The sequence below is a fragment of the Desulfocastanea catecholica genome (assembly GCF_054657295.1).
The window spans coordinates 1-23,024 of sequence record NZ_BAAHYZ010000022.1 but is presented as its reverse complement, the minus strand read 5'-3'; the positions used below and the strand labels follow the sequence as shown (position 1 = coordinate 23,024).

Annotated in this window: 19 protein-coding genes and 1 riboswitch; of the genes, 5 read left to right on the top strand and 14 right to left on the bottom strand. The window is 55.5% G+C overall.

Translation table 11 applies throughout. The features are described 5' to 3' along the window. Window positions 1-49 precede the first annotated feature (49 nt). From ACYQ8U_RS17505 to ACYQ8U_RS17495, 3 genes are read left to right on the top strand one after another with little or no spacing between them, the layout of a single operon-like run. Window positions 50-1,210, top strand: a complete 1,161-nt coding sequence (locus ACYQ8U_RS17505) for an efflux RND transporter periplasmic adaptor subunit (RefSeq protein WP_459946854.1) — start codon at window positions 50-52, stop codon at window positions 1,208-1,210. A gap of 12 nt (window positions 1,211-1,222) precedes the next feature. Then, window positions 1,223-4,390: an efflux RND transporter permease subunit gene (locus tag ACYQ8U_RS17500; protein ID WP_459946853.1), complete on the top strand. Its 3,168-nt coding sequence runs from the start codon at window positions 1,223-1,225 to the stop codon at window positions 4,388-4,390. After that, complete coding sequence (locus ACYQ8U_RS17495) at window positions 4,387-5,790, top strand: efflux transporter outer membrane subunit (protein ID WP_459946852.1); 1,404 nt, start codon at window positions 4,387-4,389, stop codon at window positions 5,788-5,790. Before ACYQ8U_RS17500 ends, ACYQ8U_RS17495 begins: the two co-directional genes overlap by 4 nt. 93 nt (window positions 5,791-5,883) lie before the next feature. Here the strand turns inward: ACYQ8U_RS17495 and ACYQ8U_RS17490 are convergent, their stop codons facing one another. The 9 genes from ACYQ8U_RS17490 to ACYQ8U_RS17450 form a co-directional block, all read right to left on the bottom strand. Continuing rightward, window positions 5,884-6,657 (bottom strand): tetratricopeptide repeat protein, encoded by a 774-nt coding sequence (locus tag ACYQ8U_RS17490; protein WP_459946851.1) that lies wholly within the window; start codon window positions 6,655-6,657, stop codon window positions 5,884-5,886. Continuing rightward, window positions 6,654-8,555 carry a BatD family protein gene (locus ACYQ8U_RS17485; protein ID WP_459946850.1) on the bottom strand — a complete coding sequence of 634 codons (1,902 nt, stop codon included), beginning with the start codon at window positions 8,553-8,555 and terminating at the stop codon, window positions 6,654-6,656. Before ACYQ8U_RS17485 ends, ACYQ8U_RS17490 begins: the two co-directional genes overlap by 4 nt. After that, window positions 8,555-10,525, bottom strand: a complete 1,971-nt coding sequence (locus ACYQ8U_RS17480; RefSeq protein WP_459946849.1) for a vWA domain-containing protein — start codon at window positions 10,523-10,525, stop codon at window positions 8,555-8,557. Before ACYQ8U_RS17480 ends, ACYQ8U_RS17485 begins: the two co-directional genes overlap by 1 nt. Window positions 10,526-10,538: 13 nt before the next feature. Then, window positions 10,539-11,525 carry a vWA domain-containing protein gene (locus ACYQ8U_RS17475; RefSeq protein ID WP_459946848.1) on the bottom strand — a complete coding sequence of 329 codons (987 nt, stop codon included), beginning with the start codon at window positions 11,523-11,525 and terminating at the stop codon, window positions 10,539-10,541. Further along, window positions 11,522-12,094 (bottom strand): DUF4381 family protein, encoded by a 573-nt coding sequence (locus ACYQ8U_RS17470; RefSeq protein ID WP_459946847.1) that lies wholly within the window; start codon window positions 12,092-12,094, stop codon window positions 11,522-11,524. Before ACYQ8U_RS17470 ends, ACYQ8U_RS17475 begins: the two co-directional genes overlap by 4 nt. Then, window positions 12,091-13,002, bottom strand: coding sequence for a DUF58 domain-containing protein (locus tag ACYQ8U_RS17465; protein WP_459946846.1), 912 nt, complete (start codon window positions 13,000-13,002; stop codon window positions 12,091-12,093). Before ACYQ8U_RS17465 ends, ACYQ8U_RS17470 begins: the two co-directional genes overlap by 4 nt. Before the next feature lie 17 nt (window positions 13,003-13,019). Beyond that, a complete protein-coding gene (locus ACYQ8U_RS17460) occupies window positions 13,020-14,087 on the bottom strand; it encodes an AAA family ATPase (protein WP_459946845.1) in 1,068 nt (355 codons plus the stop codon). Window positions 14,088-14,275: 188 nt separating this feature from the next. Next, window positions 14,276-14,704: a PaaI family thioesterase gene (locus ACYQ8U_RS17455; RefSeq protein ID WP_459946844.1), complete on the bottom strand. Its 429-nt coding sequence runs from the start codon at window positions 14,702-14,704 to the stop codon at window positions 14,276-14,278. Window positions 14,705-14,774: 70 nt separating this feature from the next. Continuing rightward, the gene (locus ACYQ8U_RS17450) at window positions 14,775-15,788 is read right to left on the bottom strand and encodes a phospholipase A (protein WP_459946843.1); all 1,014 of its coding nucleotides are present in this window, start codon (window positions 15,786-15,788) and stop codon (window positions 14,775-14,777) included. 357 nt (window positions 15,789-16,145) lie between these two features. On the opposite strand from ACYQ8U_RS17450, the gene ACYQ8U_RS17445 reads away from it, so the two are divergent. Beyond that, on the top strand, window positions 16,146-16,739 hold the full coding sequence (locus ACYQ8U_RS17445; RefSeq protein ID WP_459946842.1) for a lipid-binding SYLF domain-containing protein: 594 nt from the start codon (window positions 16,146-16,148) through the stop codon (window positions 16,737-16,739). Between the two features lie 97 nt (window positions 16,740-16,836). Here the strand turns inward: ACYQ8U_RS17445 and ACYQ8U_RS17440 are convergent, their stop codons facing one another. Both ACYQ8U_RS17440 and ACYQ8U_RS17435 read right to left on the bottom strand, forming a co-directional pair. Next, complete coding sequence (locus tag ACYQ8U_RS17440) at window positions 16,837-17,781, bottom strand: DMT family transporter (protein ID WP_459946841.1); 945 nt, start codon at window positions 17,779-17,781, stop codon at window positions 16,837-16,839. Window positions 17,782-17,823: 42 nt separating this feature from the next. Next, on the bottom strand, window positions 17,824-18,264 hold the full coding sequence (locus ACYQ8U_RS17435; RefSeq protein ID WP_459946840.1) for a hypothetical protein: 441 nt from the start codon (window positions 18,262-18,264) through the stop codon (window positions 17,824-17,826). A gap of 275 nt (window positions 18,265-18,539) precedes the next feature. Between ACYQ8U_RS17435 and glgX the strand changes: the two genes are divergently transcribed. Further along, window positions 18,540-20,702: a glycogen debranching protein GlgX gene (gene glgX / locus ACYQ8U_RS17430; protein WP_459946839.1), complete on the top strand. Its 2,163-nt coding sequence runs from the start codon at window positions 18,540-18,542 to the stop codon at window positions 20,700-20,702. A 76-nt stretch (window positions 20,703-20,778) separates the two neighbouring features. Here the strand turns inward: glgX and ACYQ8U_RS17425 are convergent, their stop codons facing one another. The 3 genes from ACYQ8U_RS17425 to crcB form a co-directional block, all read right to left on the bottom strand. After that, complete coding sequence (locus tag ACYQ8U_RS17425; RefSeq protein ID WP_459946838.1) at window positions 20,779-21,801, bottom strand: galactose-1-phosphate uridylyltransferase; 1,023 nt, start codon at window positions 21,799-21,801, stop codon at window positions 20,779-20,781. A gap of 132 nt (window positions 21,802-21,933) precedes the next feature. Further along, entirely contained in the window at window positions 21,934-22,251 is a 318-nt protein-coding gene (locus tag ACYQ8U_RS17420; RefSeq protein ID WP_459946837.1) for a DUF190 domain-containing protein, read from the bottom strand. A gap of 16 nt (window positions 22,252-22,267) precedes the next feature. Beyond that, a complete protein-coding gene (gene crcB / locus ACYQ8U_RS17415; RefSeq protein ID WP_459946836.1) occupies window positions 22,268-22,651 on the bottom strand; it encodes a fluoride efflux transporter CrcB in 384 nt (127 codons plus the stop codon). Between the two features lie 94 nt (window positions 22,652-22,745). After that, window positions 22,746-22,813: riboswitch (Fluoride riboswitch) on the bottom strand. Between the last annotated feature and the right edge of the window lie 211 nt (window positions 22,814-23,024).

Here is a 23,024-nt window from a genome sequence, read left to right as displayed (position 1 = left end):
AATCCCTCTTAGGATTGACCGGCTGGTCACGAAATCAGAAGGATATTCCATGAAGATGATACCGATCAGGCCTTCCTGCATAGTCGCCTGCTTTCTCCTGTCATTTTTTCTGACGGCATACGGGAAACAGGCTTTAGGCGCTCAGACCGCTGTATCGCCAGGGCCGGAGGTAACCGTGATGCATATCAGCGCGCAGCCGGCCAGATTGTCTCTCGACATTGTCGGGGAGATTCGTGCCTTTCGTGAGGTGGATCTGCGCGCCCGGGTCAGCGGCAACCTGATGGAGATGACCTTCAAACCCGGCCAGGAAGTTCAGGAAGGCGACCTGCTCTTCGTCATTGACCCGGCACCCTATGAGACGGCCCTGGCCAATGCCCGGGCCGGTCTCGCCCAGGCCCGGGCGTCTCTTGCCCGGGTACGGCAGGACGTGGAACGCTACAAACCGCTGTTGCCGGATAACGCCATCCCACGACAGGTCTATGACCAGACCGTGGCCCAGGCGGCTGAGCAGCAGGCTGTCGTCGACAGCCGGAAAGCAGAAGTTGGACGGGCTCAGCTCGACCTCGATTACACCCGGGTCAGATCGCCACTGTCCGGACGCATCGGTCTGCAGAAGGTGGAGGTCGGTGCCCTCGTCTCGGCCGGACAGACTGTGTTGGCGACGGTATCGACCCTGAACCCGATCGTGGTGTATTTCAGCATCTCCGAGAACGATTACCTGGCCTACACCCGGCGCACCGAGAGCCGTCGGCAGGCAGGGCATGCCGATGCAGCAGGACAGGGGGTGGAACTGGTCTTGGCGGATGGTCGGATCTATTCGGAGAAGGGGCGTATCGATTACATAGAGCCGACGGTCAATCCGACCACCGGCACTTTAACCCTGCGTGCGGCTTTCACCAACCCCGACAACCTGCTGCTGCCCGGGATGAACAGCCGGGTTCGGGTGTACTACGACGAGATCGATGCGGCCATTTTAGTACCTCAGAAGGCGATAACCGAGACCTTGGGAAAATACTTTGTCACGATCATTGGTCCAGGCAACAAGGCGGAACTGCGACCGGTCAGACTTGGTCCCCGGATAGGGGAACTCTGGCTGGTGGAGAAGGGTCTGACGGACGGTGAGCGTATCGTTGTCGAAGGCCTGCAGAAGGCCAGACCAGGCATGGTGGTCACCCCCGTGCCCATTGACCAATCGTTGATTGGCAACTAACGGAGAGGCGACATGGCAAGGTTTTTCATCAATCGACCGATTTTTGCTATTGTCACCTCCCTCATTCTCCTTCTGGCCGGCACTATTGCCGGTTTGAGCCTGCCTATAGCGCAATACCCGCAGATTACCCTGCCGACCATCCTGGTCTCCGCCTTCTATCCCGGCGCCAATGCCGGGGTTGTCGAGGAAGCAATTGCCCTGCCCATTGAAGCCCAGGTCAACGGCGTTGAGGGCATGACCTACATGACCTCCAACTCGGCAGGAAACGGATCGTATAGCCTGAATGTCACCTTTGACCTGGCGATGGATCCGGATATCGCTTCGGTACAGGTGCAGAACCGTGCCTCCCAGGCCAATGCCCAGCTGCCCGCCGACGTCATGTCCAATGGGGTAACGACCAAGAAGACCACGCCGGACACCTTGATGTATATCGCCCTGCACTCGCCGCAGAATACCTACGATGAGCTGTTCCTGACCAACTATGCGGCGATCAATATCGTCGAGAGCATCAAGCGTGTCAAGGGAGTGGGGGATGTCCAGTTGTTCGGCGCCGAATTCGGCATGCGGGTATGGCTGCACCCCAACCGGATGGCGACCTTAGGGCTGACCTCGACCGATGTCTTCCGGGCTATTCAGGAACAGAACGTCCAGGCGCCGGCCGGCCAGGTCGGCCAGATGCCGGCCCCGGAGAATCAGCAGTTCCAGTACAGCGTGCAGGTACGGGGGCGTTTGTCCGAGCCGGAAGAATTTGCCAATATAATTATCCGTGCTCTGCCGGACGGCAGCTTCATCAGGATCAAGGATGTGGCACGGGTTGAGCTCGGGGCCAAGGACTACAATTTTTCCAGCCGCTATAACGGTAAACCCGCGGCGGCCTTTTCCATCAACCTGACCCCGGACGGCAGCGCGATGGAAACCTCCCGGCTCATCCAGGAAAATCTTGCCGAGCTTGCCGGGAGTTTTCCGCCTGATCTGGAGTATGCCATCGTCCACGACAACACCGTCTTTGTCGAGGCCTCCCTCGAGTCGGTGGTCCATACCTTCTTTGAAGCGTTGGCGCTGGTGCTGGTGGTGGTTTTTCTGTTTCTGCAGAGCTGGCGGGCGACACTCATTCCGATGCTGGCGGTGCCGGTCTCGCTGGTCGGCACCTTTGCCGCCTTTGTGCTGCTCGGCTTCACCATTAATACCCTGACCATGTTCGCCATGGTGCTGGCCATAGGTATCGTCGTCGATGATGCGATCGTCGTCGTTGAGGCAGTGGAGCATCATATGGCCCAGGGCCTGTCGCCGCGTGACGCGACGTTGAAAGCGATGGAAGAGGTCTCCGGCCCGGTGGTGGCCATCGCCCTTATCCTGGCGGCGGTTTTTGTCCCGGTGGCCTTTCTCGGCGGCATGGCCGGGGTAATGTACAAACAGTTCGCCGTCACCGTCGCTGTTTCGACCATGCTGTCGGCCTTCGTTGCCCTGTCGCTGACCCCGGCGCTGTGCACCCTGCTGCTGCGCCATAAAGACCCTGACGCCGGACAGCGGGGGGCAGGTCGTTTGTTCGGCGCCTTCAACCGCTGGTTTGAAACGGTCACCGGGGCTTATGGCCGCGGTGTACAGCGGGCGATCAAACGTCTTTTTCTGGCCCTTGGCCTGCTGGCCGTTGTCATCGTTGCGGCCGGTGGCATTATGCAAAAAGTTCCGGGCGCCTTCGTGCCTCCGGAGGATCAAGGGTATTTTCTCGGGACGGTGGTGATGCCGGATGCCTCCTCGTTGAATCGGACCATGGCGGTGAGCGCACAACTACAGAAGATCCTCGATGCCCAGCCGGCAATTGACCGCACCCTGGTGATCAACGGTTACAGCATCCTCACCGGATCCACCCAACCCGATGCGGCACTTTTTGTCGCCGAACTGCTCCCCTGGGAAGAACGGACCAGGCCGGAAATGAGTCTCAAGGCGACCATGCAGGGCGTTATGACCGGGGCCGGCAAGCTGCCCGAGGCGCTGGTGATGGTCTTCAATCCGCCGCCGATCCCCGGACTGGGATCAACCGGAGGGTTCTCCTTCAAACTGCAGGATCGCAGCGGCGGCACCCCCGCCGACCTGGCCAGGGTTGCCGGCGAGCTGATCAGCGAGGCGAATAAACGTCCGGAGCTAGGCCAGGTGTACAGTAAATTCAACCCCCGGACGCCTGCCTACCGCCTTGAGCTCGACCGGGAAAAGGCCAAGAAACTCGGCGTACCGATCAACGATGTGACCATGGCGCTGCAGACCTTTCTCGGCGGCGTCAATGTCAATGACTTCTCGCGCTTTGGCCGCACCTATAAAGTGACCATGCAGGCGGAACCAGAATTCCGCAGTGACATCAATGGAGTCGGCGTTTTTCATGTGCGCAGTGCCGGGGGCAAGATGATTCCTTTATCAACCTTGGTGACACCGGTGTCGGTCGTCTCGCCCAATACCATTGAGCGCTATAACCTGTTCCGGACGGCGGAGATCAGCGGCGAACCGGGGCCCGGTTACAGCTCAGGCGACGCGATCAAGGCCATGGAGCAAACCGCGGCGAAGGTTCTGCCGCCAGGCTATGGGTATGAATGGTCGGGGATCAGTCTGCAGGAAAAGGAATCGGCAGGGCAGGCGCCCGTAGTCTTCGCCCTCGCCCTGACCTTTGTCTTCCTGTTCCTGGCGGCTTTATACGAAAGCTGGTCGGTGCCTTTCGCCATTCTTTTTGCCGTCCCGCTGGGGGTATTCGGGGCGATGAGCGGTTTGTGGCTCACCAGCCAGACCAACAATATCTACGCCCAGATCGGACTCATCCTGCTCATTGGCCTGGCTGCCAAGAATGCCATCCTCATCGTCGAGTTTGCCAAGATGAAGTATGAACAGGGAAATTCGCTGGAAGAGGCGGCCCTGGCCGCCGGTAAGCTGCGATTACGCCCGATTATCATGACCTCGATGGCCTTTCTGCTCGGGGTGATTCCGCTGATCGTCAAGGGCGGTGCCGGCGCTGCGGCCCAGAAGGTCATGGGCATCACCGTATTCTCCGGCATGTTTACCGCAACCTTTATCGCCATCTTCATGGTACCGGTGCTGTATGTTGCTATTGAACGGCTGGTCGGGCGTATTGGCAGAAGGAACGGGAGTGGCGGGAGTAGCGACAAGACAGCGGCAGGAGAGGGGGGACGCCCATGAAAATGCGTCCTGTCTTCAGCAAGGTTATTTGCTTATCGCTGCTGCTTGCTCTGCAGAGCGGCTGTGCTCTGGGGCCGGATTATCAGCGGCCGGACCTGGTGTTACCGGATAATTTTCGCACCGAAGAAAACGGTGTAACGACCGATTCCTTTGGCGATCTATACTGGCAGTCGGTTTATGGCGACCCGGCCGTACAGGGGCTCATCAAAGAGGCGCTGGCGGCCGCCCCGGATATTCTCCTGGCTGAGGCCAGGGTGCGTGAGGCCGAGGCAGTCGCCGGAGTGGTGCGTGCCGATCTTTTTCCGCAGCTGGGCTTGAGTTTCACCACCTCGCCCATTGCCAGGCCGGAGGGCAAACAGCTGGCTTCGAGCTTCACCGGTGGCGCTGCCGTCAGCTGGCAGCTCGATCTCTGGGGTCGCCTGCGCCGCGCCAGTGAGGCGGCCAGGGCCGAGCTCATGGCCACGGAGGATGCGCGCAGAGGGGTGGTCACCTCGCTGATTGCCGATGTCGCCGGTCGTTATTATCAACTGGTAGCCGAACGTGATGCCTATCAGGTGGCAACGCGAACCGCCGCCAACCAGCGTGACGCTCTGCAACTCATTGAGCGGCTGTCCAAAGCCGGTATTGCCACTGATGCCGAAGTGCGGCAGCAGGAAGTTGCCCTGGCGGTAACCGAGGTATCACTGCCCAGTCTGCGTACGCAAATTGCCACTTCGGAGAATGGTTTGTCCATCCTGCTCGGCCGCATTCCTGGCGCTATCACCATCGACATGATATCAGCTCCGGAGATGCCCGAAGCGGTTCCGGCCGGTTTGCCGAGCCGGCTGCTCGAACGCAGGCCCGACGTCCGGGCCGCGGAACAACAGCTTGTCGCCGCCAACGCCAGGGTGGGAGAGGCCAAGGCACGCTTTTTTCCAAACATTTCTCTTACCGGCCTCTTTGGCAGAGTCAGCACGGAGGCAGCTGATGTGCTGACCGGCGGGGCGGCAACGGTCGCTTCGCTTGGCGCCGATGCCCTGCAGCCGCTTTTTGCCGGAAAGTTTTATCGGTATAATTATGCCACCGCCCTGGCCAGGCTGGATCAGGCCGTCATTGTTTATCGCCGGACTGTGCTGCTGGCCCTGGCGGAAGTTGCCACGGCGCTGACCAGTTATCAGGAGGCCGGCGTATTGCTGGCGGTGCAGGAGCGCCGGGTGGCCTCGGCCCGTGAAGCCTTGCGCCTGTCCGAACTGCGCTACCGCTCCGGGGTGGTCAGCTTCATCGAGGTCCTTGACGCCCAGCGGCAGCTCTTTGCCGCCGAAACCGAGCAGGTCGACAGCCTGTTTGAACGTCGCCTGTCCCTCAGCCAAATCTATCTCGCTCTCGGTGGCGGCTGGGAGGAACCGGCTGCGATACAATAAGTGCAGACAGGACCATCTGTCTGCCGCTGTGCATCCTGTCGGTCTCTCCTGATACAACACCAGCCGGCAGCGTTGGCGTCGGAACGCTCTTTTTTAGGAATCCGCACCTGCCGGTGTTGCACAGACCGGCTCCATCAGCGAGGAAGGTATCCAGCCTTGCCGATCCGTCTCATCGGTCACATAGCTGAAATCGCCGTGTCTTTTTTGCGGATAGACCAGTCGACCCTCCTGCAGGGCGCCGATCGACGCCGAGGAGGCAAAGGGCGAGAGAAGCAGCTTGGCATCCGGGGAAATCACTACCGAAGGATTAAAGGAATGATAGCGGAACAGGGTTCCGGCGATGGCCAGGCAGAGGAGCAGGCAGCAGCTTGTCATGACGCCGATGTGCATTGGTCTGGAAAAGCGGTATTTCATCGCTGCCGCCTGAAAAATGGTGAGCAGAATGAGGGAAAGCAACAGCAGAACGGTCCACTGGTTCAGGTTCAACAGGTGCAGGAAGCGCTCTGTCCGGGAAGATTCTTTGGGAAAGAGGCCGTTTTCTTTTTTCACCAGTTGGAGATTGCCGGAGATATCCGGATCCGAGGGGGCAAGCCGCAGGGCCCTTTCATAGTTGAGAACGGCCTGCCCTGGTTGTCCCGAGAGTGCATAGCTGTTGGCCAGATTGTAGAGCAGCGATGGTGAATAACCCGTTGTGGTGATTATCTGCCGGTATTGTTCAATGGCCTGGGTATAATCGCCACGGCTGTACGCCCTATTCGCCTCCTGGAAAAGACTCTCTTCGGCTGTACCACCAAAAAGCGCCGTAGCCGGGAAAAGGACGAGGAGCAGCGGCAGGAAACAAAACAAACGAAAGGCTGCACCGTTCATAATAACTTCTCCAGCTCCATTTTCAGGGTAAGAAAGTAGTCGTGCATTTTTTCGTCACTGAGGGTGGCTCCAGCATAGGCAGCCTCTTCAGCGGCTCGGAAAATTGCAATAAGCGGTGCATCCGCCGGCAGTCGTTTACTGATATCAGCCAGACTGAGCGCCGCCGGTTCGATATGCCACAGCAGGCCGAGCTGGTTCTGGATGGCCGTTCGGCCATGGGTAAGAAAGGCCTTGCCGTCTCCTGCCGCCTGGGCCTGTTCAACTTTTTTCAGGTCATTGTCAAGCAGGAGTTTTTTCTGCCTGTGCAGCTCTTTCTCCGGATGATTGTCGATGTTTTTCTGGCGGAGTTTCAGGACCAAAAGAACCCCCAGGGTGAGCACACAGAGGGCGGCCACCGACAGCAGCCAGCTGCTGGTAACCAGCGGCGCGATGCGATGCGAAGAGCTGCCGATCTCCAGGTGGATCGGTGCCAGTCCGCTAAGCGCCGGCACCGGTCCGGGCTGGCTGGCCGGTGGCTGTGGCGGTTGGCCCAGCGCTGGTGCCTGCAGCGGTTGGCCGATCGTCGGTACGGCCGATTGCCGCAGAGAAATAGCCACCGCCTTGCTGCTTTTGGTGATATACCTTTTTTCCCGGGGGTCAAAATAACTAAAGGAAAGTGGCGGAATGCTCGTTACGGCGCCGCTTTTGGCGACAACGGCTTGTTCAAAAACCTTGCTGCCGGCGGAACCGTCGCCTGTTTTGGCAAAATTTGCCGTGGGTGAGTAGGTTTTCCAGTCGCCATTTTCCGGAAAAACAGGCGCCTCCACCCGGTCAAAATTGCCCGTGCCTACGATTTCCATGGTCAGGGTGATCGGTTCCCCGACCTCTACCTCGACCGGTTTTGCCGTGACATCGAAGTCAAATTCCCCGACGGCGCCGGTAAAGGTATCGGGCTGATTTTCAGAGGGCAGAGGGAGAACATGAAAGACAATCTCCGGGCTCACCGAGACGATCGGCTTGCGCTGCTGACTGCCGAAAAAACTGTCCAGGGCGGGGTCGTTAAAAAAAGCATCGTCAAACAGGCTATTGCCGCCAAAAGGAGAAAGGTTGCGGCGTTTCTGGGGGATGAGCAGGGTCGCCTCAAGGGAAAAACGTATAGCATGTTCGCCGGTTTTTATCCCGGTGAGACTGGTGTCCCAGGTAAGGACATGGTACATCCTGCCATTGAGCGATTCCTCCGTCTGCTGCGGCTTGTCCGGCAGCGGTGACATGACAACGCCGTCGCCATTGAGGGTCGGCAGCGAATTGATATCGGCACGGTAGGCCTGGGTGAAATAGGCTTTTATGGTCAACGGAACGATCTCGCCGGAATAATGGCTGCCGGATTCTTGGGAAATGCGCAGAAAGGCAATTTCGTCTGTTGTCGGCTCGGCCTGGTCGGCATTGCCGGGAGGCTGCTGCCCTGTCGGTGTGACTAGAAACTGCAATGATTCTGTAAAAAACGAGTCGCCACCGGCGGTTACTGTAATCGGCGGAATGGTATATTCTCCGGGTTTCTCCGCCTGGACAAGGTAGTTATGGGAAATTGAGGAAGAGACGGCGCCGTTGACCACGCTGATCCGGCTTGACGAACCACGATTATGCAGCCGAATGCCATCGATTTCCGGCAATGCAATATCGGCATTATGGCTGGTGCCGGTCACCGTTATGGTCAATCTTGCCGCCTTGTCCAGGGGAAATGACTGGTGGCTGAGCGAGGCCTCGACGGAAACCTCGGCAGCAGAGGCGGACAACGTTCCGGGACCAAGGATGCTCAGGCAGAGAGTAAGGATGGCCGGGGCGCAAAAAAATAATCTCGCAAAGGCGCATATGCCGTTTATGGTAAAAAGATGCTGCATGTGTCGTCGTTGCTGTCGCATTACCAGTCTTTATCTAGGTGGTTGCCATTGATTCCGCGATCGGTCGGAACGAAATTCAGTTCGCCTTCCTCATTTTTCAGGGCGTTGAGCAGACTCTCCGCCTCTTCTCTAGTCATCTTGCCGAGTTGCTGTCGCTGTCCATCAGGTTCTGCCTGGTTCGCCTGGTCTGTCGGCTGGTTCTTTTCTTCCGATTCATTTACAGGGACCGGCTGGTCTTCTTTGCCGACACTATTTTCTGCAGCCTGCGGCTTCTCGGGGACATTTTCATTGCCCCCTGCATTCTGCTTCGCCTTTGACTGGTCATCTTCTGCCTGCTGCTGGTTTGTGTCCGACTCGGAGTCACCCTTCTGTTGCTGTTCTTTTTTCTCTCCGTTCTCGTCCTGCTCCTGGTTGTTATCCTTGTCCTGTTGGTCTTGGTGATTCTCTTCGTTCTGCTGTTTTTGCTGCTGTTGTTGCTTTTCCAGCTCCTCCAGCCGCTTCTTGATGATATCGTGGTTGTGCCTGGCATCGGCGTCATCCGGATCGAGCTGCAGGGCCGATTCGAGGGAACGTATCGCCTGTTTCCACTGATTGAGGGTGGTATCAGGATCGGCCTGCTGCACCTCCACACCTTTCTGGTAGTAGCTGTTTCCTCTATTGTAGTAGGCCTTTTTCTGCAGTTCGACGTCATCGCTTTTCAGCGCCTTGGTGAAGGCGTCAATGGCATCATCGAACATATTGTTTTTATAGGTGGCTGTACCGTAATTATAGTACAGCTGTGGATCATTGGGAGCCTTCTGCAATTTTTCCCGGTAAAATTCCGATGCCTGGAGATAGTCTCCCCGAGTAAAGGCTTCCTCGCCTCTGGAACAGGAGGCCTCAGGGGTGATGCCGAGGCTGAGCAGCAGGAGGATCACAGCGACTTCCGTCACTTTTTTTCCTCGCCTGCCGATGCGGCCTATGCGGCCTATGTTTATTAAAAAAGACAGGGAGCGGGTCTTTTTCCTCTCTCCCACAAGCAGCTCAAGAACCACGAATACCAATGCGGCCGCAAGCGGCCATTCGAACCTTTCCAGCGGGACTTTTTGCCGCCGTTCCGCCAGTTCTTCTTTTGGGATAAGGGCGAGTTTCTGTTGATAGATGGTCTCCAAACCTTCCCCGGCCGGCCCAAGGGGAACATACAGACCGTTACTTTTTTCGGCAAGAGCCGAGAGTGTTGTTTCATCCAGTCGGGAGGTGACAAAATTACCCTGCCGGTCTTTGACAAAGCCCTGACCACTTTTGCCTGCCAGCGGAATGAGCTCGCCCTCGCTGGTGCCGACACCAACCGTATAGATGGTCAAGCCTTGTTTGGCGGCCTCTTCCGCGGCCTTCACCGCATCACCCTGCAGATTCTCACCATCGGTTAAGATAATGAGAATTTTATGGTTCGCCGCATTATTCAAGGTCAGGGCCGCCGTGTCGATCACCGCCGCAATATTGGTGCCGCCCCGGGGAATAATGTCTGTTGTCACCGCGGCAAGAGAGTCGGCAAAAGCGCTGTAGTCCAAGGTCAGAGGGCACATCAGGTAGGCGGAACCGGCAAAGGGCATGAGGCCGACCCGGTCCCCCTCCAGCTGTTCGACAAAATCGAGTATCGCCAGATGGGCTCTTCTCAGGCGGTTCGGTTTAATATCCTCGGCCAGCATGCTTTTCGAGGTATCAAGAGCAAAGAGCAGATCAATGCCTTTGCGCTTGATATCCACCCACTGGAAGCCATACTGCGGACGGGCCAGTGCAGCAAAACACATGAAGACCGCCAGCAGCAGAAGAATGTTTTTATATCGCCTCCTGCCCGCCGAGACATTACGGGTCAGCCGGTCGAGGAGCTGATGGGCGGCAAATTTTTCCAGCGCCGCCTGCCTTCTTGTGTGCATGAAGCGAAACAGAATGATCAGGCCGATACAGGCAAGAAGACCGATAACTAACCAGTGCGGCTGGGCGAAGTGCATAATGTATTCTCTCTTAGGGGAGCTTTTTCCGCGACTGAAAGATTTCCAGACCGAGCAGGATTAACGCACCAAGAACACAATAGAAGAACAGCTCCCGGTAGGATTCAAATTTTTTGATGGTTCTCGTTGTTGTCTCCATTTTGTTTATTTCATCATAGATTTTGGCAAGAGAAGCGGTGTCGGTGGCCCGAAAGTAGATGGCCCCGGTTTTTTCGGCCACCTTGGTCAGCGTTTCTTCATCGATATCTACCTTGACCCGCATAAGCCGGCGGCGGCCAAAGTTGTCGGTGACCGGCATAGGGGCTTCGCCACGAGTACCGGCGCCGATGGTATAGGCCTTGATATTCAGTGTCTCCGCGGCTTCGGCGGCAATGAGCGGCGGGACGCGGCCGGCATTGTTCATCCCGTCGGTGAGCAGGATCAAAATTCGCGATTTAGCCTTTCTGTCTCTCAGTCGATTGGTGCCGCTGCCGATGGCCGAACCGATGGCCGTACCGTCCTCGATCATGCCTATTTGCAGTGATTCCAGTCTTTTTCGCAACCAGCTGTGGTCAAGGGTCAGGGGGCTGACCAGGTAGGGACGGCCGGCAAAGGCCAGCAGGCCGATCCGGTCATTGGGCCGTTGTTCAATGAATTCATCAACCACTTTTTTCACCACTTCGAGCCGGTTGGCAGGTCGGCCGCCGAGGGTGAAATCCATCGCCTCCATGGACCCGGAAACGTCGACCGCCAGCAGGATATCGATGCCGCTGGCCTCAATTTCCGTGGTGCTGCTGCCGAGCTGCGGCCGGGCCAAGGCCAGGATGAGAAGAAAGAGCACGACCAGGCGAAGGAGGAAGTGGAGGGTACCTGGTCGTGTCTTTCTCGCTCCGGCAAGAGATGCGGCGAGGGAGGTGGTTGAGAACAGCAGTGCCGGGGCGCCGCCGGGTCGGCCATACAAAAAGGCCAGCAGGGGCAGCAGAGTGAGCAGCCAGAGCAGTTCGGGGTGGAGAAACCTCATGACCGACCTCGCGTATATTGTGCCGCCGGTTGCGGCGACTTCCGCGGCTTCGTTGATTTTGCCGAGCTCGGCGGCGGTGTTGTCTTCTGCACAAAATTGGTCACGGCGGCTTCCATCTGTTCGAGATTGTCAAGCTGCGGCAGATGGTGGGCAAATTTGGCCATGTCCGCCTGTTCAAGGCAATCCTGCAGAGCAGTTTTATAGGTCCGCAGCGGCGAGCTGTCGCCGACACCGGTCAGGCTGTGGAGGAACTCCCGAGTGGTCTGCCGGGTCGACTGGATGGCAAAACGTGACTCGATATAGCTGCGCAGGATCTGGCTGACCCGGTCCATGTAGAACAGTCCCTGTGTCGCATTGCGCAGACTTTTCGCCTCGGCAAGCTCGAGCAGGGCTCGCTCCCAGGGCGGTATGGCCGGCTGCACCGAGGTATCTTTTCTGCGCAGATACCAAAGGAGTGCGGCAATGGCTAGCAGGAGCAGGCCAACGACGCCGGCAATGAGCAGATAGGGCGGGTGTTCGGCGATAGGCACCGGTCCATGAATGTCGTGTAACAAGCTCCCTCTGTTCACGACGCCCTCCCTTTCCGTGCACTGAAAAAACTGAGCAGCGCCGGGAGATACGAGGTGTCGGTGAAGAGATCGAGGCGGTCAATGCCCGCCGAGCGCAGGGCTTTCTGCACCATTTTTTGTCTGACCCCGGCCATGGCCTGATACTGTTGCCTGATCGTTGGGTCCGAGGTGTTCAGATCGACCTGCTCGCCGCTTTCGGCGTCTTCAAGAGTGATCCAGCCAACATCGGGAAGCTCGAATTCCCGTGGGTCGGAGACGATCATGGCGATCAGGTCATGCCGCCGGTTGCTGATCTGCAGTTTCGGCTGCAGCTCCTTGAGATCCTCGTCAAAACTATTCGGCAGGCAGAAATCGGAGATGAGAAAGGCGATGCATTTCCTCTTGATGACCCGGCTGGTAAAATCGAGGGGGACCTTCAGGTCGGTTTTTCGGCCTTTGGCCTCGAAAAAAAGTATTTCCCGGATGATGCGTAAGATGTGGCCCCGCCCTTTTTTCGGTGGAATGTACAGTTCGACGGCATCGGTAAAGAGGATAAGTCCGACCTTGTCGTTGTTGCGAACCGCCGAAAAAGCCAGCACCGAGCCCAGTTCGGCCATCATCTCCCGTTTCGAGCTGTTGACCGAACCAAAGTCACCGGAACCGCTGATGTCGATCATCAGCATGATGGTCATTTCCCGTTCTTCGGTGAATTTCTTGATGTGCGGCACGCCGGTGCGGGCGGTGACATTCCAGTCGATGGTGCGGATATCATCCCCCGGCACATATTCACGGACCTCGTCAAAGTTCATGCCGCGGCCCTTGAAAACCGACTGATAGCTGCCGGCCAGGCTGTCGTTGACCAAGCGGTTGGTGCGCACCTCGATCTGGCGGACTTTTTTGAGGATTTCCCGGGTGAGCAGTGTATCCATGGTCATATCCCCGGCAATCAGGGCACCGGAACCGTATCGAGGATTTTCCTGATGATATCCTCGCTGCTGATCCCTTCGGCCTCGGCCTCGTAGCTGATGCGCAACCGGTGGCGCATGACATCGATGACCGAGGCCTTGACATCATCCGGCGTAACATAGCCCCTGCCGGCCAGGAAGGCCAGGCAGCGGGAGACCGATTTGAGATTGATGGTCGCCCGCGGCGAGGCGCCGGTCTCGATATATTCTTTCAGTTCCAGCTGGAAGGTCTGCGGTTCGCGGGTGGCATAGACCAGGGAGACAATATAATCCTTGATCTTGTCATCCATATAGATGGTGTTGATGACCTTTCTGGCGGCGAGGATATCACCGGGATCGGTAACCGGGGTGACCAGCCTGTCGGTGTCGGTCTGGTCATACCTTTCAAGAATCTTTCGCTCCTCGGTTCTGCTCGGATAGCCGACGACCACCTTGAGCATGAACCGGTCGACCTGGGCCTCGGGCAGCGGATAGGTGCCTTCCTGTTCGATGGGGTTCTGCGTGGCCAGGACGAGGAACAACTCGGGCAACTGGAAGGTCCTGTCGCCGATGGTCACCTGTTTTTCCTGCATGGCCTCGAGAAGCGCCGACTGCACTTTGGCCGGTGCCCGGTTTATTTCATCGGCGAGAATGAGCGAGGAGAAGATCGGGCCCTGCTTCATCTCAAAGGTTGTCTGCTGTGGATTGTAAATCTGCGTGCCGATGATGTCAGCGGGCAGCATGTCCGGGGTGAACTGGATTCGTCTAAAGTCGGTCTGAATTGCCCTGGCCAGGGTTTTTACCGCCAGGGTCTTGGCCAGGCCGGGCAGCCCTTCCAGGAGGATATGTCCCCCGGTGAGCAGGCCGATCAGCAACCGTTCGATCAGATGTTCCTGACCGATGATCACCTTGGAGAGTTCATATTTGAGCGGGGCGATCCAGCGCGAGCTCTCCTTGACCGTCTCATTGATCCTCTGGATGGAACTGTAGACATCGGTGGTTGACGGTGATTCCACCGAAGCTGATGGCGGATCTGTCGTGAGGGTGAACTGCGGGGATTTGTCGTACATGTGGATACGTCCTCAAAGCTGCTGGAAAAAGGGATTGTTGTATCGATGACTGGGATGGGAACAGTATATCGAGAGAACATTACCGGAGTGTTGCATGAATATTACAAAGCGGTAATGTTTGGCGCAGCTGGGACCACCTTGCCTGGCACTCGAGGGGTTGCAGACCTTTGTGGTCAATTGAATTGCTCTCAGTCGACCTCGTTGTCCTTAGCTACATTCGGCAAAGTTTGCTTTTTTCGGTAAACCATGCCGTTAAATCTGGCGACAATCTGGCCCTGTTCGTCGGTGACCAGGACATCGTAGGAACTTAATCGTTTCGGCTCGTCCAGTTCTGTCGCCGTGGCGTAAAGGGTGCCTGACGAGACACCTTTTAAAAAGGAGATATTGACATTGATCGCCAGCGCCAGCTGGCCATGGCTGTTCGATGCCACTTCAAAAGCCAGATCGGCAAGGGTGAAGAGAGCGCCGCCCTGGACAACGTTGGCCGCATTCAGGTGTTTGTCCTCGATGTGCAGACGCGCCCGGCAATACCCCGTGCGCACCTCGACTATTTCAATACCGGTAAGTGCGGCATATCGATCCTGGGAAAAGATATTTCGTGCTGTGGCTGTATCCATGATGTTATCGTAGTTTTCTGTCGTTTGTGCTGCGCTTGCCAGGGGGATTGAATTACCGGATTCCGGACACTTACAGCCAGTCTGTCAGAGAAAGACCGACACCAATTTTGTTGACATAATTATTGTAATCAATAAGGCTTTCGCCATACCCGGTGAAATATTGCACATACCCTTTCACATACGGATAATTAAAGAGTGGGAAACTCCAGCTCAGTTCAACCGCACCATGGTCAAAGCCTGACTCAATACTGTTTCGTGACATTACACTGAACACATGTTCCTTGTATTTATAAATGGCACGAATCTCTCCATGGCCTAAAAAATCAGTGATGTCGCGGTTATCGTCATCATCGGCATCCTCTTGAATTCTATACCATGGTTTCAAACTGAGTGCCAGATTGCCCCGTTCAATAATAAAATTGGCATAGATTCTGTTCCAGCTTCGTGACAGTTCGCCCCCACGACCATTTGATTGATGAACAATGCCGAGTATATTCGATGTATTGGTAAAGCCCCACAGTTCCCATCGGGGGTTGAACTGCACCCATCCTTCCGGTTCATGGTTGGTTTCCCTGAAGGGAGATGAATTATCATCATTGTACACTTGCCAGAAAGAATGGTTTGTGTAGGCGGCGTAGACATCCATCGTATTAAACAGGTTGACCGCCAAAGGAAATTTGGCACTTACCTGGAACTGTGCTTCGGTATCATCTGCTTCAAGAGATTGATCGTTGGCCACACCCTGGAAAAATCTCGAATCATACCCATGGGTGTTATAAGCCCCTAGTAAAATATAATTCGGTTTATGGGTCATCAAGGTAAATGGCTGGAGGACATTTTCCTTGTCTTGTCTTACCCGCTCGGAGGCGACTGAGGTTTCTTGGTCCTGTGTGGTATAGGTGCCATCTTGCAGTTGTTTCTGACACTCTAAGCGTAATTCTCCTATCGTTGTTGCATCGCTTACCTGCTGCATCTTTTCCGTCATACATTCGGCCAGATCCATCGCCTGGCTTGCTTGAGGCATGGTAATTCCTGTGAGCAGCAGGCAAAAGACAGCCTTGCCGAGGAAAGGTCTTTTTGTCATAAAATTATTCCTTTGGTGGTCATTTGTTATGTACATGCGGTCTTTTTTTTTGATTGCCTCCGGTGTGCCTGCTCGAGACACCGTCACCTCGACCATACCTGTTTAAGGCAATTATGTCTTTAAAAGTAAGCGATGCCATCAGCCGAAGGTTAAAAAGATCGCATAAAATTGCCAGGAGAAGGACTTTTTTTGATTAATGATTATTTTTTCTCGTAAAATTGACGTAAAGCAGTCACGAAGTCAAAAAAATCCACACCGTTCTACCTGGACATTGAGAGATTCAGTGCCCAGGTCATGCTCCACTCCTGTCTCATGGCAGGAGTCCTTCGTCCAATTACCATAATTGAGGTGCAGATTATGAAAACGCAAATTGTAACAGCAATACCCCAGAGAGTAAAGTACATGTCACGCCTTGGTCTGACGATAATTCTTGCTGCCCTGGTCTTGACCTTCCCCCGGATATCGGCGGCCGCCACTGCGGCGGAAATCAATCGTGACGCAGATATCGCCTTGGAAAAACTGTACCAGACGACTCCGGCCGCAAAAAACATGGCCGGAGTGGCCAAAGGAATTCTGGTGTTTCCCAACATCATCAAAGCAGGGTTGGTCGTTGGTGGTCAGTACGGTGAGGGGGTGCTTCGAGTTGGGGGAGAGTCGGCGGGATACTACAAGTCAGTTGCTGCGTCCTATGGTTTGCAGGCCGGCGCACAGACTTTTGGTTATGCCTTGTTCTTTATCGACGATGAGAGTCTGCAATACCTCAAAACAAGTCAAGGGTGGGAAATCGGTGTTGGTCCGACCATTGTCGTGGTGGATGAAGGGGCCGCTCGTTCGCTTTCTTCGAGCACAGTTCAATCAGGAATTTATGCCTTCTTTTTCGATCAGAAAGGGCTGATGGCAGGTCTGAGTATTGAAGGGAGCAAGATAACTCCGTTTGTGCCTGGTCAATAATAAGACAAAGAAAAGACTGATCCCTTGCAACCTTGCACAGCAAAACCATCATCACAGATGCGGCAGGACCTGCAAAGAGCCATGGATAAGGTTGACGCTACCCTGTAGCTTGCCGATCAGGTCGACCGGCATAGACAATACCGCTAAGAAGCAGCGCGCTGCCCATCAAGGTAATCGAGTTAGGGACTTCCTGAAAAATGAGCAATGCCAGCAAGGTCGCACCAATGGGTTCGGCAATGACGACCACCGAGACAGAAGCGGCGGACAGGTAGCCCAGCGCCCAGTTATATGAAGAGTGGCCGATCAGTTGAGGGAAAACGGCCATGAGTATCATGAGCAGATAGGCGGTGACCGAATAGCCAAAAAGACCGTGTCCGCTCGCCAGGGCCATGATGACAAGAAAGAAGGCAGCAGTGGAATAGACGACGGCAGTATAACTGAGCAGTGACATGCCATGTCGCAGTCGACGGCCAATGATCAGGTAGGCGGAAGCCGCAACAGCGCCAATGAGCGCCAATCCATTACCCAAAAGTGGGTTCGGCTGGTTGGTGAACTGGGTAAGACTGAATTGGAGCCGGCCATCCAGCACGGCCACCACATCAGCCAGACCAATCACCAGACTGCCGAGCATCGCCAGAGCGATACCTAGCTTCAAGGCCCGCGACAAGTGTTCGTGCAACAGAAAAGGCGCGGCCAGTCCAACCCATAGTGGCGAGGTGGTGACCAGAACCGTCGAACTCGCCACCGACGTATAGGCGAGTGAACTGATCCAGGCGGCAAAATGCACTGCGAGCATAAAACCGGAGAGCAGCGCCAGCAGCCAGGCGGAGCCGGACATCCGGCGCAGTTCAGCGCGCCGTCTCGTCAGCGCCAGCGGCAATAAAACCGCCGAAGCCAGGGTGAGCCGCCATGCGGCAATGACCAGCGAAGGCATATCCTGCCCCTGGGCCAGACGAACCAGAATGGATCCCGACGAAATGCCCAGCACACCGATAAGGAGGACAACCCCTGGGGAGAAGTGCGGTGACACGGCAGTTTTCATTCTTCCTGCATTGACTTGGTAAAAATGCGTCTCATCGACTCCTCAAGGTGTGACGGCGGTATCTGATAACTCGTTCATCAGATCGGTAAAATCGTTATACGTGGCGGACATGTCGTTAAATGCCTTTGTCGCTCCGGGCAGGTCTTCTTCCTGTGCACTTTCAGTGAAATCAAGCGAGGAAAGTTTAAGGGCGCCCGAAAGCGTTGCGATCTTTTCTTTCGTCACAAGCTCAACCTCGTCCTGAATGTGGGAAGGGATTTTCTCTGCCAGGGTACTGATAAGTTTACCGTCTTCGGCGGCTCGCCTGAGGTTTTTCCCTTCATTGAGGACGCCTTGAATTCTGATGAGGGAATTGTCAACCAGGGTCAGGGTTTGGTTAATATCCATAACGGTCCTGTAGAGGCCGTAGGCAACGTAAACGGCACACCCGTGGAGAAAGAGAACTGCCATCAGCAAAAAAACGCATTTGTGAAATGATTGCATAGACGATACCTGTAAAAGAATGGAATACCCTGCTGAAAAAGTAACAAGAAAAATCTGTTCCCGTCATGCCCTCGGATACAGGAGGAGCTTGTGGGGTATAGCGTTGTCAATCTTTATCCTTGAAATTGAGGGCATATGTCAAGGATAAAGATTTTACTCCGTCCACTGTGCTGACAAGGACAAAAAGTGATTATATTACTTCACTGATAAGCAAGGCAATCGCTCCATAAGACACTCCACATGATATTTTTCAATCGGCATATTTGGGGGTAACCATGACACAGAACAGCATGGCAGTCTGGCCGGGAAATCCTTACCCGTTAGGCGCGACCTGGAACGGCGAGGGCGTCAATTTTGCTCTTTTTTCCGAGTGTGCCGAAAAAGTAGAACTCTGCCTGTTTGACCACCAGGGCCGTAAAGAGGTCGAACGCATCCACCTGGCCTGGCAGACTGATCAGGTTTGGCACTGTTACCTGCCCGAGGCGCGGCCCGGTCTTCTCTACGGCTACCGGGTCCACGGGCCTTATGAGCCAAAGAACGGTCTGCGTTTTAACTCGGCGAAGCTGCTCCTTGATCCTTATTGCAAGGCTATTTTCGGCCGGCTGCGGTGGCATGATTCTCTTTTCGGCTATCAGATCGGCAGTAGTCTGGCCGATCTTTCCCGCAACCGGGCGAACAGTGCCCCCTATATGCCCAAATGTCAGGTGATCGATCCGGCTTTTACCTGGGGCAACGACCGACCACCTGCCATCTCCTGGTATGAAACAATCATTTATGAGCTGCATGTCAAGGGTTTTACCTGGCTGCATCCGCTTGTTCCCAAGGGATTGCGAGGTACCTACGCCGGACTGTGCTCTGCCCCGGTGGTCGATTACCTCAAACGTCTCGGGGTGACAGCGATTGAACTCATGCCGGTGCATGCCTTTGTCGATGAACGCCATCTGGCGGACAAAGGCCTGACTAACTACTGGGGCTATAACTCCATCGGCTTCTTTGTCCCGGATGGGCGATATTCGGCCTACGGCCAGATCAACGAGTTCAAAACCATGGTGAAGACCCTCCACTCCGCCGGCATCGAGGTCATTCTCGATGTGGTATACAACCACACCGCCGAGGGCAATCATCTGGGACCGACCCTCTCTTTTCGCGGCATCGACAACCTGGCCTATTACCGGGTAGTGGCGGATGATACCCGCTACTATATGGATTTCACCGGCTGCGGTAATACCCTGAATATGCAGCATCCACGGGTGCTGCAGCTGATCATGGACAGCCTGCGCTACTGGGTGCTGGAGATGCACGTCGACGGCTTCCGTTTCGACCTGGCTTCGGCGCTGGCCCGGGAGCTCTATGAGGTGGACCGTCTGGGCGCCTTTTTCGACATCATCCACCAGGATCCGGTGCTCTCCCAGGTCAAACTGATCGCCGAGCCGTGGGATCTCGGCGAGGGAGGCTATCAGGTTGGTAACTTTCCGGTAGGCTGGACGGAATGGAACGGCAAATACCGCGATACTGTACGGTCCTACTGGAAAGGCGAAGGAGGTACGATCGGCGAGTTTGCCCATCGGCTGACCGGCTCCAGTGATCTTTACGAACGAGGAGGCAGACGCCCCTGTGCGAGCATCAATTTTGTCACCTGCCATGATGGGTTTACGCTGCACGATCTGGTGAGCTACAACGAGAAGCATAACGAGGCCAATCTTGAAAATAACCAGGATGGTGAATCAAACAACCGCAGCTGGAACTGCGGCAGCGAGGGTCCAAGCGATGATCCACAGATCAACTTGTGCAGATCCCGTCAGAAAAGAAACTTCATCGCCAGCCTCTTCCTGTCCCAGGGGGTGCCCATGCTCCTGGCCGGGGACGAGATAGGCCGGACCCAGCAAGGCAACAACAACACCTATTGCCAGGATAATGCCTTAAGCTGGATTGACTGGACGCTGGATGACGAACAGCAGGAACTGTTTGAATTCGTCCAGCGCCTGATCGCCCTGCGCAAGAAGCATCACGTGTTTCGCCGCCGATATTTTTTCCAGGGTCGTCTCATCAAGGGTGCCGGCGTCAGGGACATTGTCTGGCTGACCCCAGGGAACAAGGAAATGACCGACGAGGAATGGCAACATTCCTTTGCCCGCTGCCTGGGGCTCTATCTGGCCGGTGATGCTCTTGACGAGCAGGATGAAAAAGGCAATGCTGTCGTCGACAACCGATTTCTCCTGCTGGTCAACGCCCACGAAGAACCCATTTCTTTTATCCTTCCGGATTTTCTCCCTGTAACCAGCTGGCATCTCCTCCTCGATACCAGCCGGTCAAAAGGTGAACCGGGAGAAAAACGCATCTGGGAGGCCAAGGCCAGTTACCCGCTGCTCGAACGTTCCCTGGTACTTCTGGTGGAATCCCAGGGGTGGAAAGAGGAACTTCATGTAACCCTGGAGTGAGCATCTTTCTATAGGAAGTAGCACGCTTGTTGGTGCAAGGCGAAACCCGATCGGTTTATATTAGAGCGCGACCGCCCTACCAAAAGGAACGTGCGCGCTCGGCGGTTGTTTCCGGTGACGAAAAGGTAGCCATATCGCCGAGCATCACTTCGAAGCCGGTAAAATCACTGCGTGCCCAGGGAGCGTAGTTACTGCGAACGGTGAGAACAACCCGGATTTCCAGATGGTCCGAGCCGTCTTCCAGAAGAAGCATGCCAAAATTGTAGCCGTTGCGACCGAGGCTGCGGTAGAAGTTCTGGGTATTCAGCACGCCTCTTGCCAGGGTCTGCCAATGTTCGTCGGTCATGTGCCGGACGGAACATATCCCCGGCAGAATACCCCAGATTTCAAAAAATCCTTCGGGGGCAAAGGCGGCGAGCCATTGCCACGGGCCGGCTGCATCGATGATTCGCCGACCGTCCTGTTGTTCATACTGCAGGTAGTCGGCATACAGGCGAATGCGGTGTTTCTGGTGGTATTCGGCTGCGCGGCGGCCAAGAAACCGTTGAAAGTTGGCGGGTATTCGGTCGGCTTGTACCTGAAGATGGGGGTGGAGCAGCGATCCACCCGCCGAGGGAAGGTGATTCTGGGTGATTGCCATGAAAACGGCGGCGGGATCATGGGCCAAAACATGCAGCAGGTAGTCGCGGCAATTGAGAAAGCTGTCCACATAAGATTGCCGGGATGCCGAGCCGATCTCGACAAAATGCTCGTTGTCGAAAAGGCTCACCGCTGAATATCGGCCGTAGGGAAAGAGGTTGGGGAAAAGTGTTGATGTGCCTCTGGTCATCCTTTTTTCCGGGTATAAATCGGCCGCGAGTCGAGGGGTTGCCGTGGCCAGCCGAGCCGCACAGAAAGGGCATTGGTCGCGGTCCGCAGCAAAAGGGGGGGGTGGAGGCAGGGACTCCGTCCCGGGTTCGCGTTCTTCGCCACGGCTATAGGTTATCCTGCAGGTGCGGCCGGTGATGGGGTGAACACGGATATCAATGGGGCGATCGGCAGGCTCACCGTTCGGCAGTACGATCCGGGAATGAAACATTTCCTGGGTAAACGTCAACATTGATGTCCTCCTCTTGTTGTTTTTCCGCAGTCAAGACTGGAATGACGGTACAGGCAAGCCCAAGAGCCATCAGCAGCCGCAAGATTGAGATTGCGGCAAGCGAAAAATCGGCCTTTCCTGGCCCTCTGACTGTCAGCGATCTCCCGTCATGCCGAATTCGATCGGCGCCTTGACGTAGAAAATATCAACCCCTTCCTCTTTCAAGCGGGCAAACAGACGATCGGCATCAGCCTCGCTGACCGCCATGGTAACCTGAATCGGCTGGTCCGCCAGATCAAAAAAATGCACGGAACGTAATTTTCCATCATGGCCGAAACCTTCCGCTGCCGGAATCAGTGTTGCGCCGCTGATGCCGATTTTATGGGCTTCTTCCAGCAACCAGTGAGCGACGGGAGTTTTATGATGTTTTCGGTCCTGCTGGGTAAAAAAAGTGAGTTGATAGCCCTGCATGGTCTTCGCCTCCAATTCAGATTCGTTTAAAAAGAGCAATGCTGGCGATGCCGAGTATGGTCATGAGCAGCGAGCCGCCGACATGGGTCGATATGGCGATGCCCGCATAGAGAAACCTGTCCTGCTGAATCAAGGTGGTGATTTCGGCGGAAAAGGTCGAGAAGGTGGTGAGTCCGCCGAGAAAACCGGTGATTAGGAAAAGTCGCCATTCCGGCGAAAGCTCCGGATGCCCGGCGAAAAAGGCTATGGCCAGACCGATCAGATATCCGCCAAGCAGATTGGCCGCCAGTGTGCCGGGTGGTATGGCGGGGAACAACGAGTTTAAGGAAAGTCCGAGCAGCCAGCGCATCACCGCGCCGATCGATGCACCAAGACTGATAGCCAGAATGGATTGCAGCATACGCCACTCCTCTATGCAATATTTTTGATCCGGACAGGAAGAATCTAGAACCGGTGCACCAGCAGCGATAAAAAAAACTCCCGCCCCTTAAAACTAAAGAGCAGGAGTCATCAGCATTGTCAGAAAAAGCGGTTAATGGCGAACCCCATCACCTTTGTATATCCTATGAAAAAAGAGTAGCTGAATTGAAATATCGCGTCAACAGGAAATGTTGGCTGAGTTGCTCTTGATTGCATGAAAAAAGAAGGGCCTCCTGTCAAAGCCCTTCTTTTTTTTTGTACTGCAACCGTCCGAAAAATATTTAGGATTATGGTTGAACGGGTTTTTTATGGGTAGCCCGCATGGATGCGGCCAGATGCTTGATTTCACCCAA

Bases quoted from the DNA above. Each gene is read 5' to 3' on its own strand.
- ACYQ8U_RS17485 (WP_459946850.1), bottom strand. From the start codon at position 8,555: ATGCGACAGCAACGACGACACATGCAGCATCTTTTTACCATAAACGGC.
- ACYQ8U_RS17505 (WP_459946854.1), top strand. From the start codon at position 50: ATGAAGATGATACCGATCAGGCCTTCCTGCATAGTCGCCTGCTTTCTC.
- ACYQ8U_RS17475 (WP_459946848.1), bottom strand. From the start codon at position 11,525: ATGAGGTTTCTCCACCCCGAACTGCTCTGGCTGCTCACTCTGCTGCCC.
- ACYQ8U_RS17500 (WP_459946853.1), top strand. From the start codon at position 1,223: ATGGCAAGGTTTTTCATCAATCGACCGATTTTTGCTATTGTCACCTCC.
- ACYQ8U_RS17495 (WP_459946852.1), top strand. From the start codon at position 4,387: ATGAAAATGCGTCCTGTCTTCAGCAAGGTTATTTGCTTATCGCTGCTG.
- ACYQ8U_RS17425 (WP_459946838.1), bottom strand. From the start codon at position 21,801: ATGTTGACGTTTACCCAGGAAATGTTTCATTCCCGGATCGTACTGCCG.
- crcB (WP_459946836.1), bottom strand. From the start codon at position 22,651: ATGCTGCAATCCATTCTGGCTATCAGTCTTGGTGCATCGATCGGCGCG.
- ACYQ8U_RS17455 (WP_459946844.1), bottom strand. From the start codon at position 14,704: ATGGATACAGCCACAGCACGAAATATCTTTTCCCAGGATCGATATGCC.
- ACYQ8U_RS17490 (WP_459946851.1), bottom strand. From the start codon at position 6,657: ATGAACGGTGCAGCCTTTCGTTTGTTTTGTTTCCTGCCGCTGCTCCTC.
- ACYQ8U_RS17480 (WP_459946849.1), bottom strand. From the start codon at position 10,525: ATGCACTTCGCCCAGCCGCACTGGTTAGTTATCGGTCTTCTTGCCTGT.
- ACYQ8U_RS17435 (WP_459946840.1), bottom strand. From the start codon at position 18,264: ATGCAATCATTTCACAAATGCGTTTTTTTGCTGATGGCAGTTCTCTTT.
- ACYQ8U_RS17440 (WP_459946841.1), bottom strand. From the start codon at position 17,781: ATGAAAACTGCCGTGTCACCGCACTTCTCCCCAGGGGTTGTCCTCCTT.
- glgX (WP_459946839.1), top strand. From the start codon at position 18,540: ATGACACAGAACAGCATGGCAGTCTGGCCGGGAAATCCTTACCCGTTA.
- ACYQ8U_RS17445 (WP_459946842.1), top strand. From the start codon at position 16,146: ATGAAAACGCAAATTGTAACAGCAATACCCCAGAGAGTAAAGTACATG.
- ACYQ8U_RS17450 (WP_459946843.1), bottom strand. From the start codon at position 15,788: ATGACAAAAAGACCTTTCCTCGGCAAGGCTGTCTTTTGCCTGCTGCTC.
- ACYQ8U_RS17420 (WP_459946837.1), bottom strand. From the start codon at position 22,251: ATGCAGGGCTATCAACTCACTTTTTTTACCCAGCAGGACCGAAAACAT.
- ACYQ8U_RS17465 (WP_459946846.1), bottom strand. From the start codon at position 13,002: ATGGATACACTGCTCACCCGGGAAATCCTCAAAAAAGTCCGCCAGATC.
- ACYQ8U_RS17460 (WP_459946845.1), bottom strand. From the start codon at position 14,087: ATGTACGACAAATCCCCGCAGTTCACCCTCACGACAGATCCGCCATCA.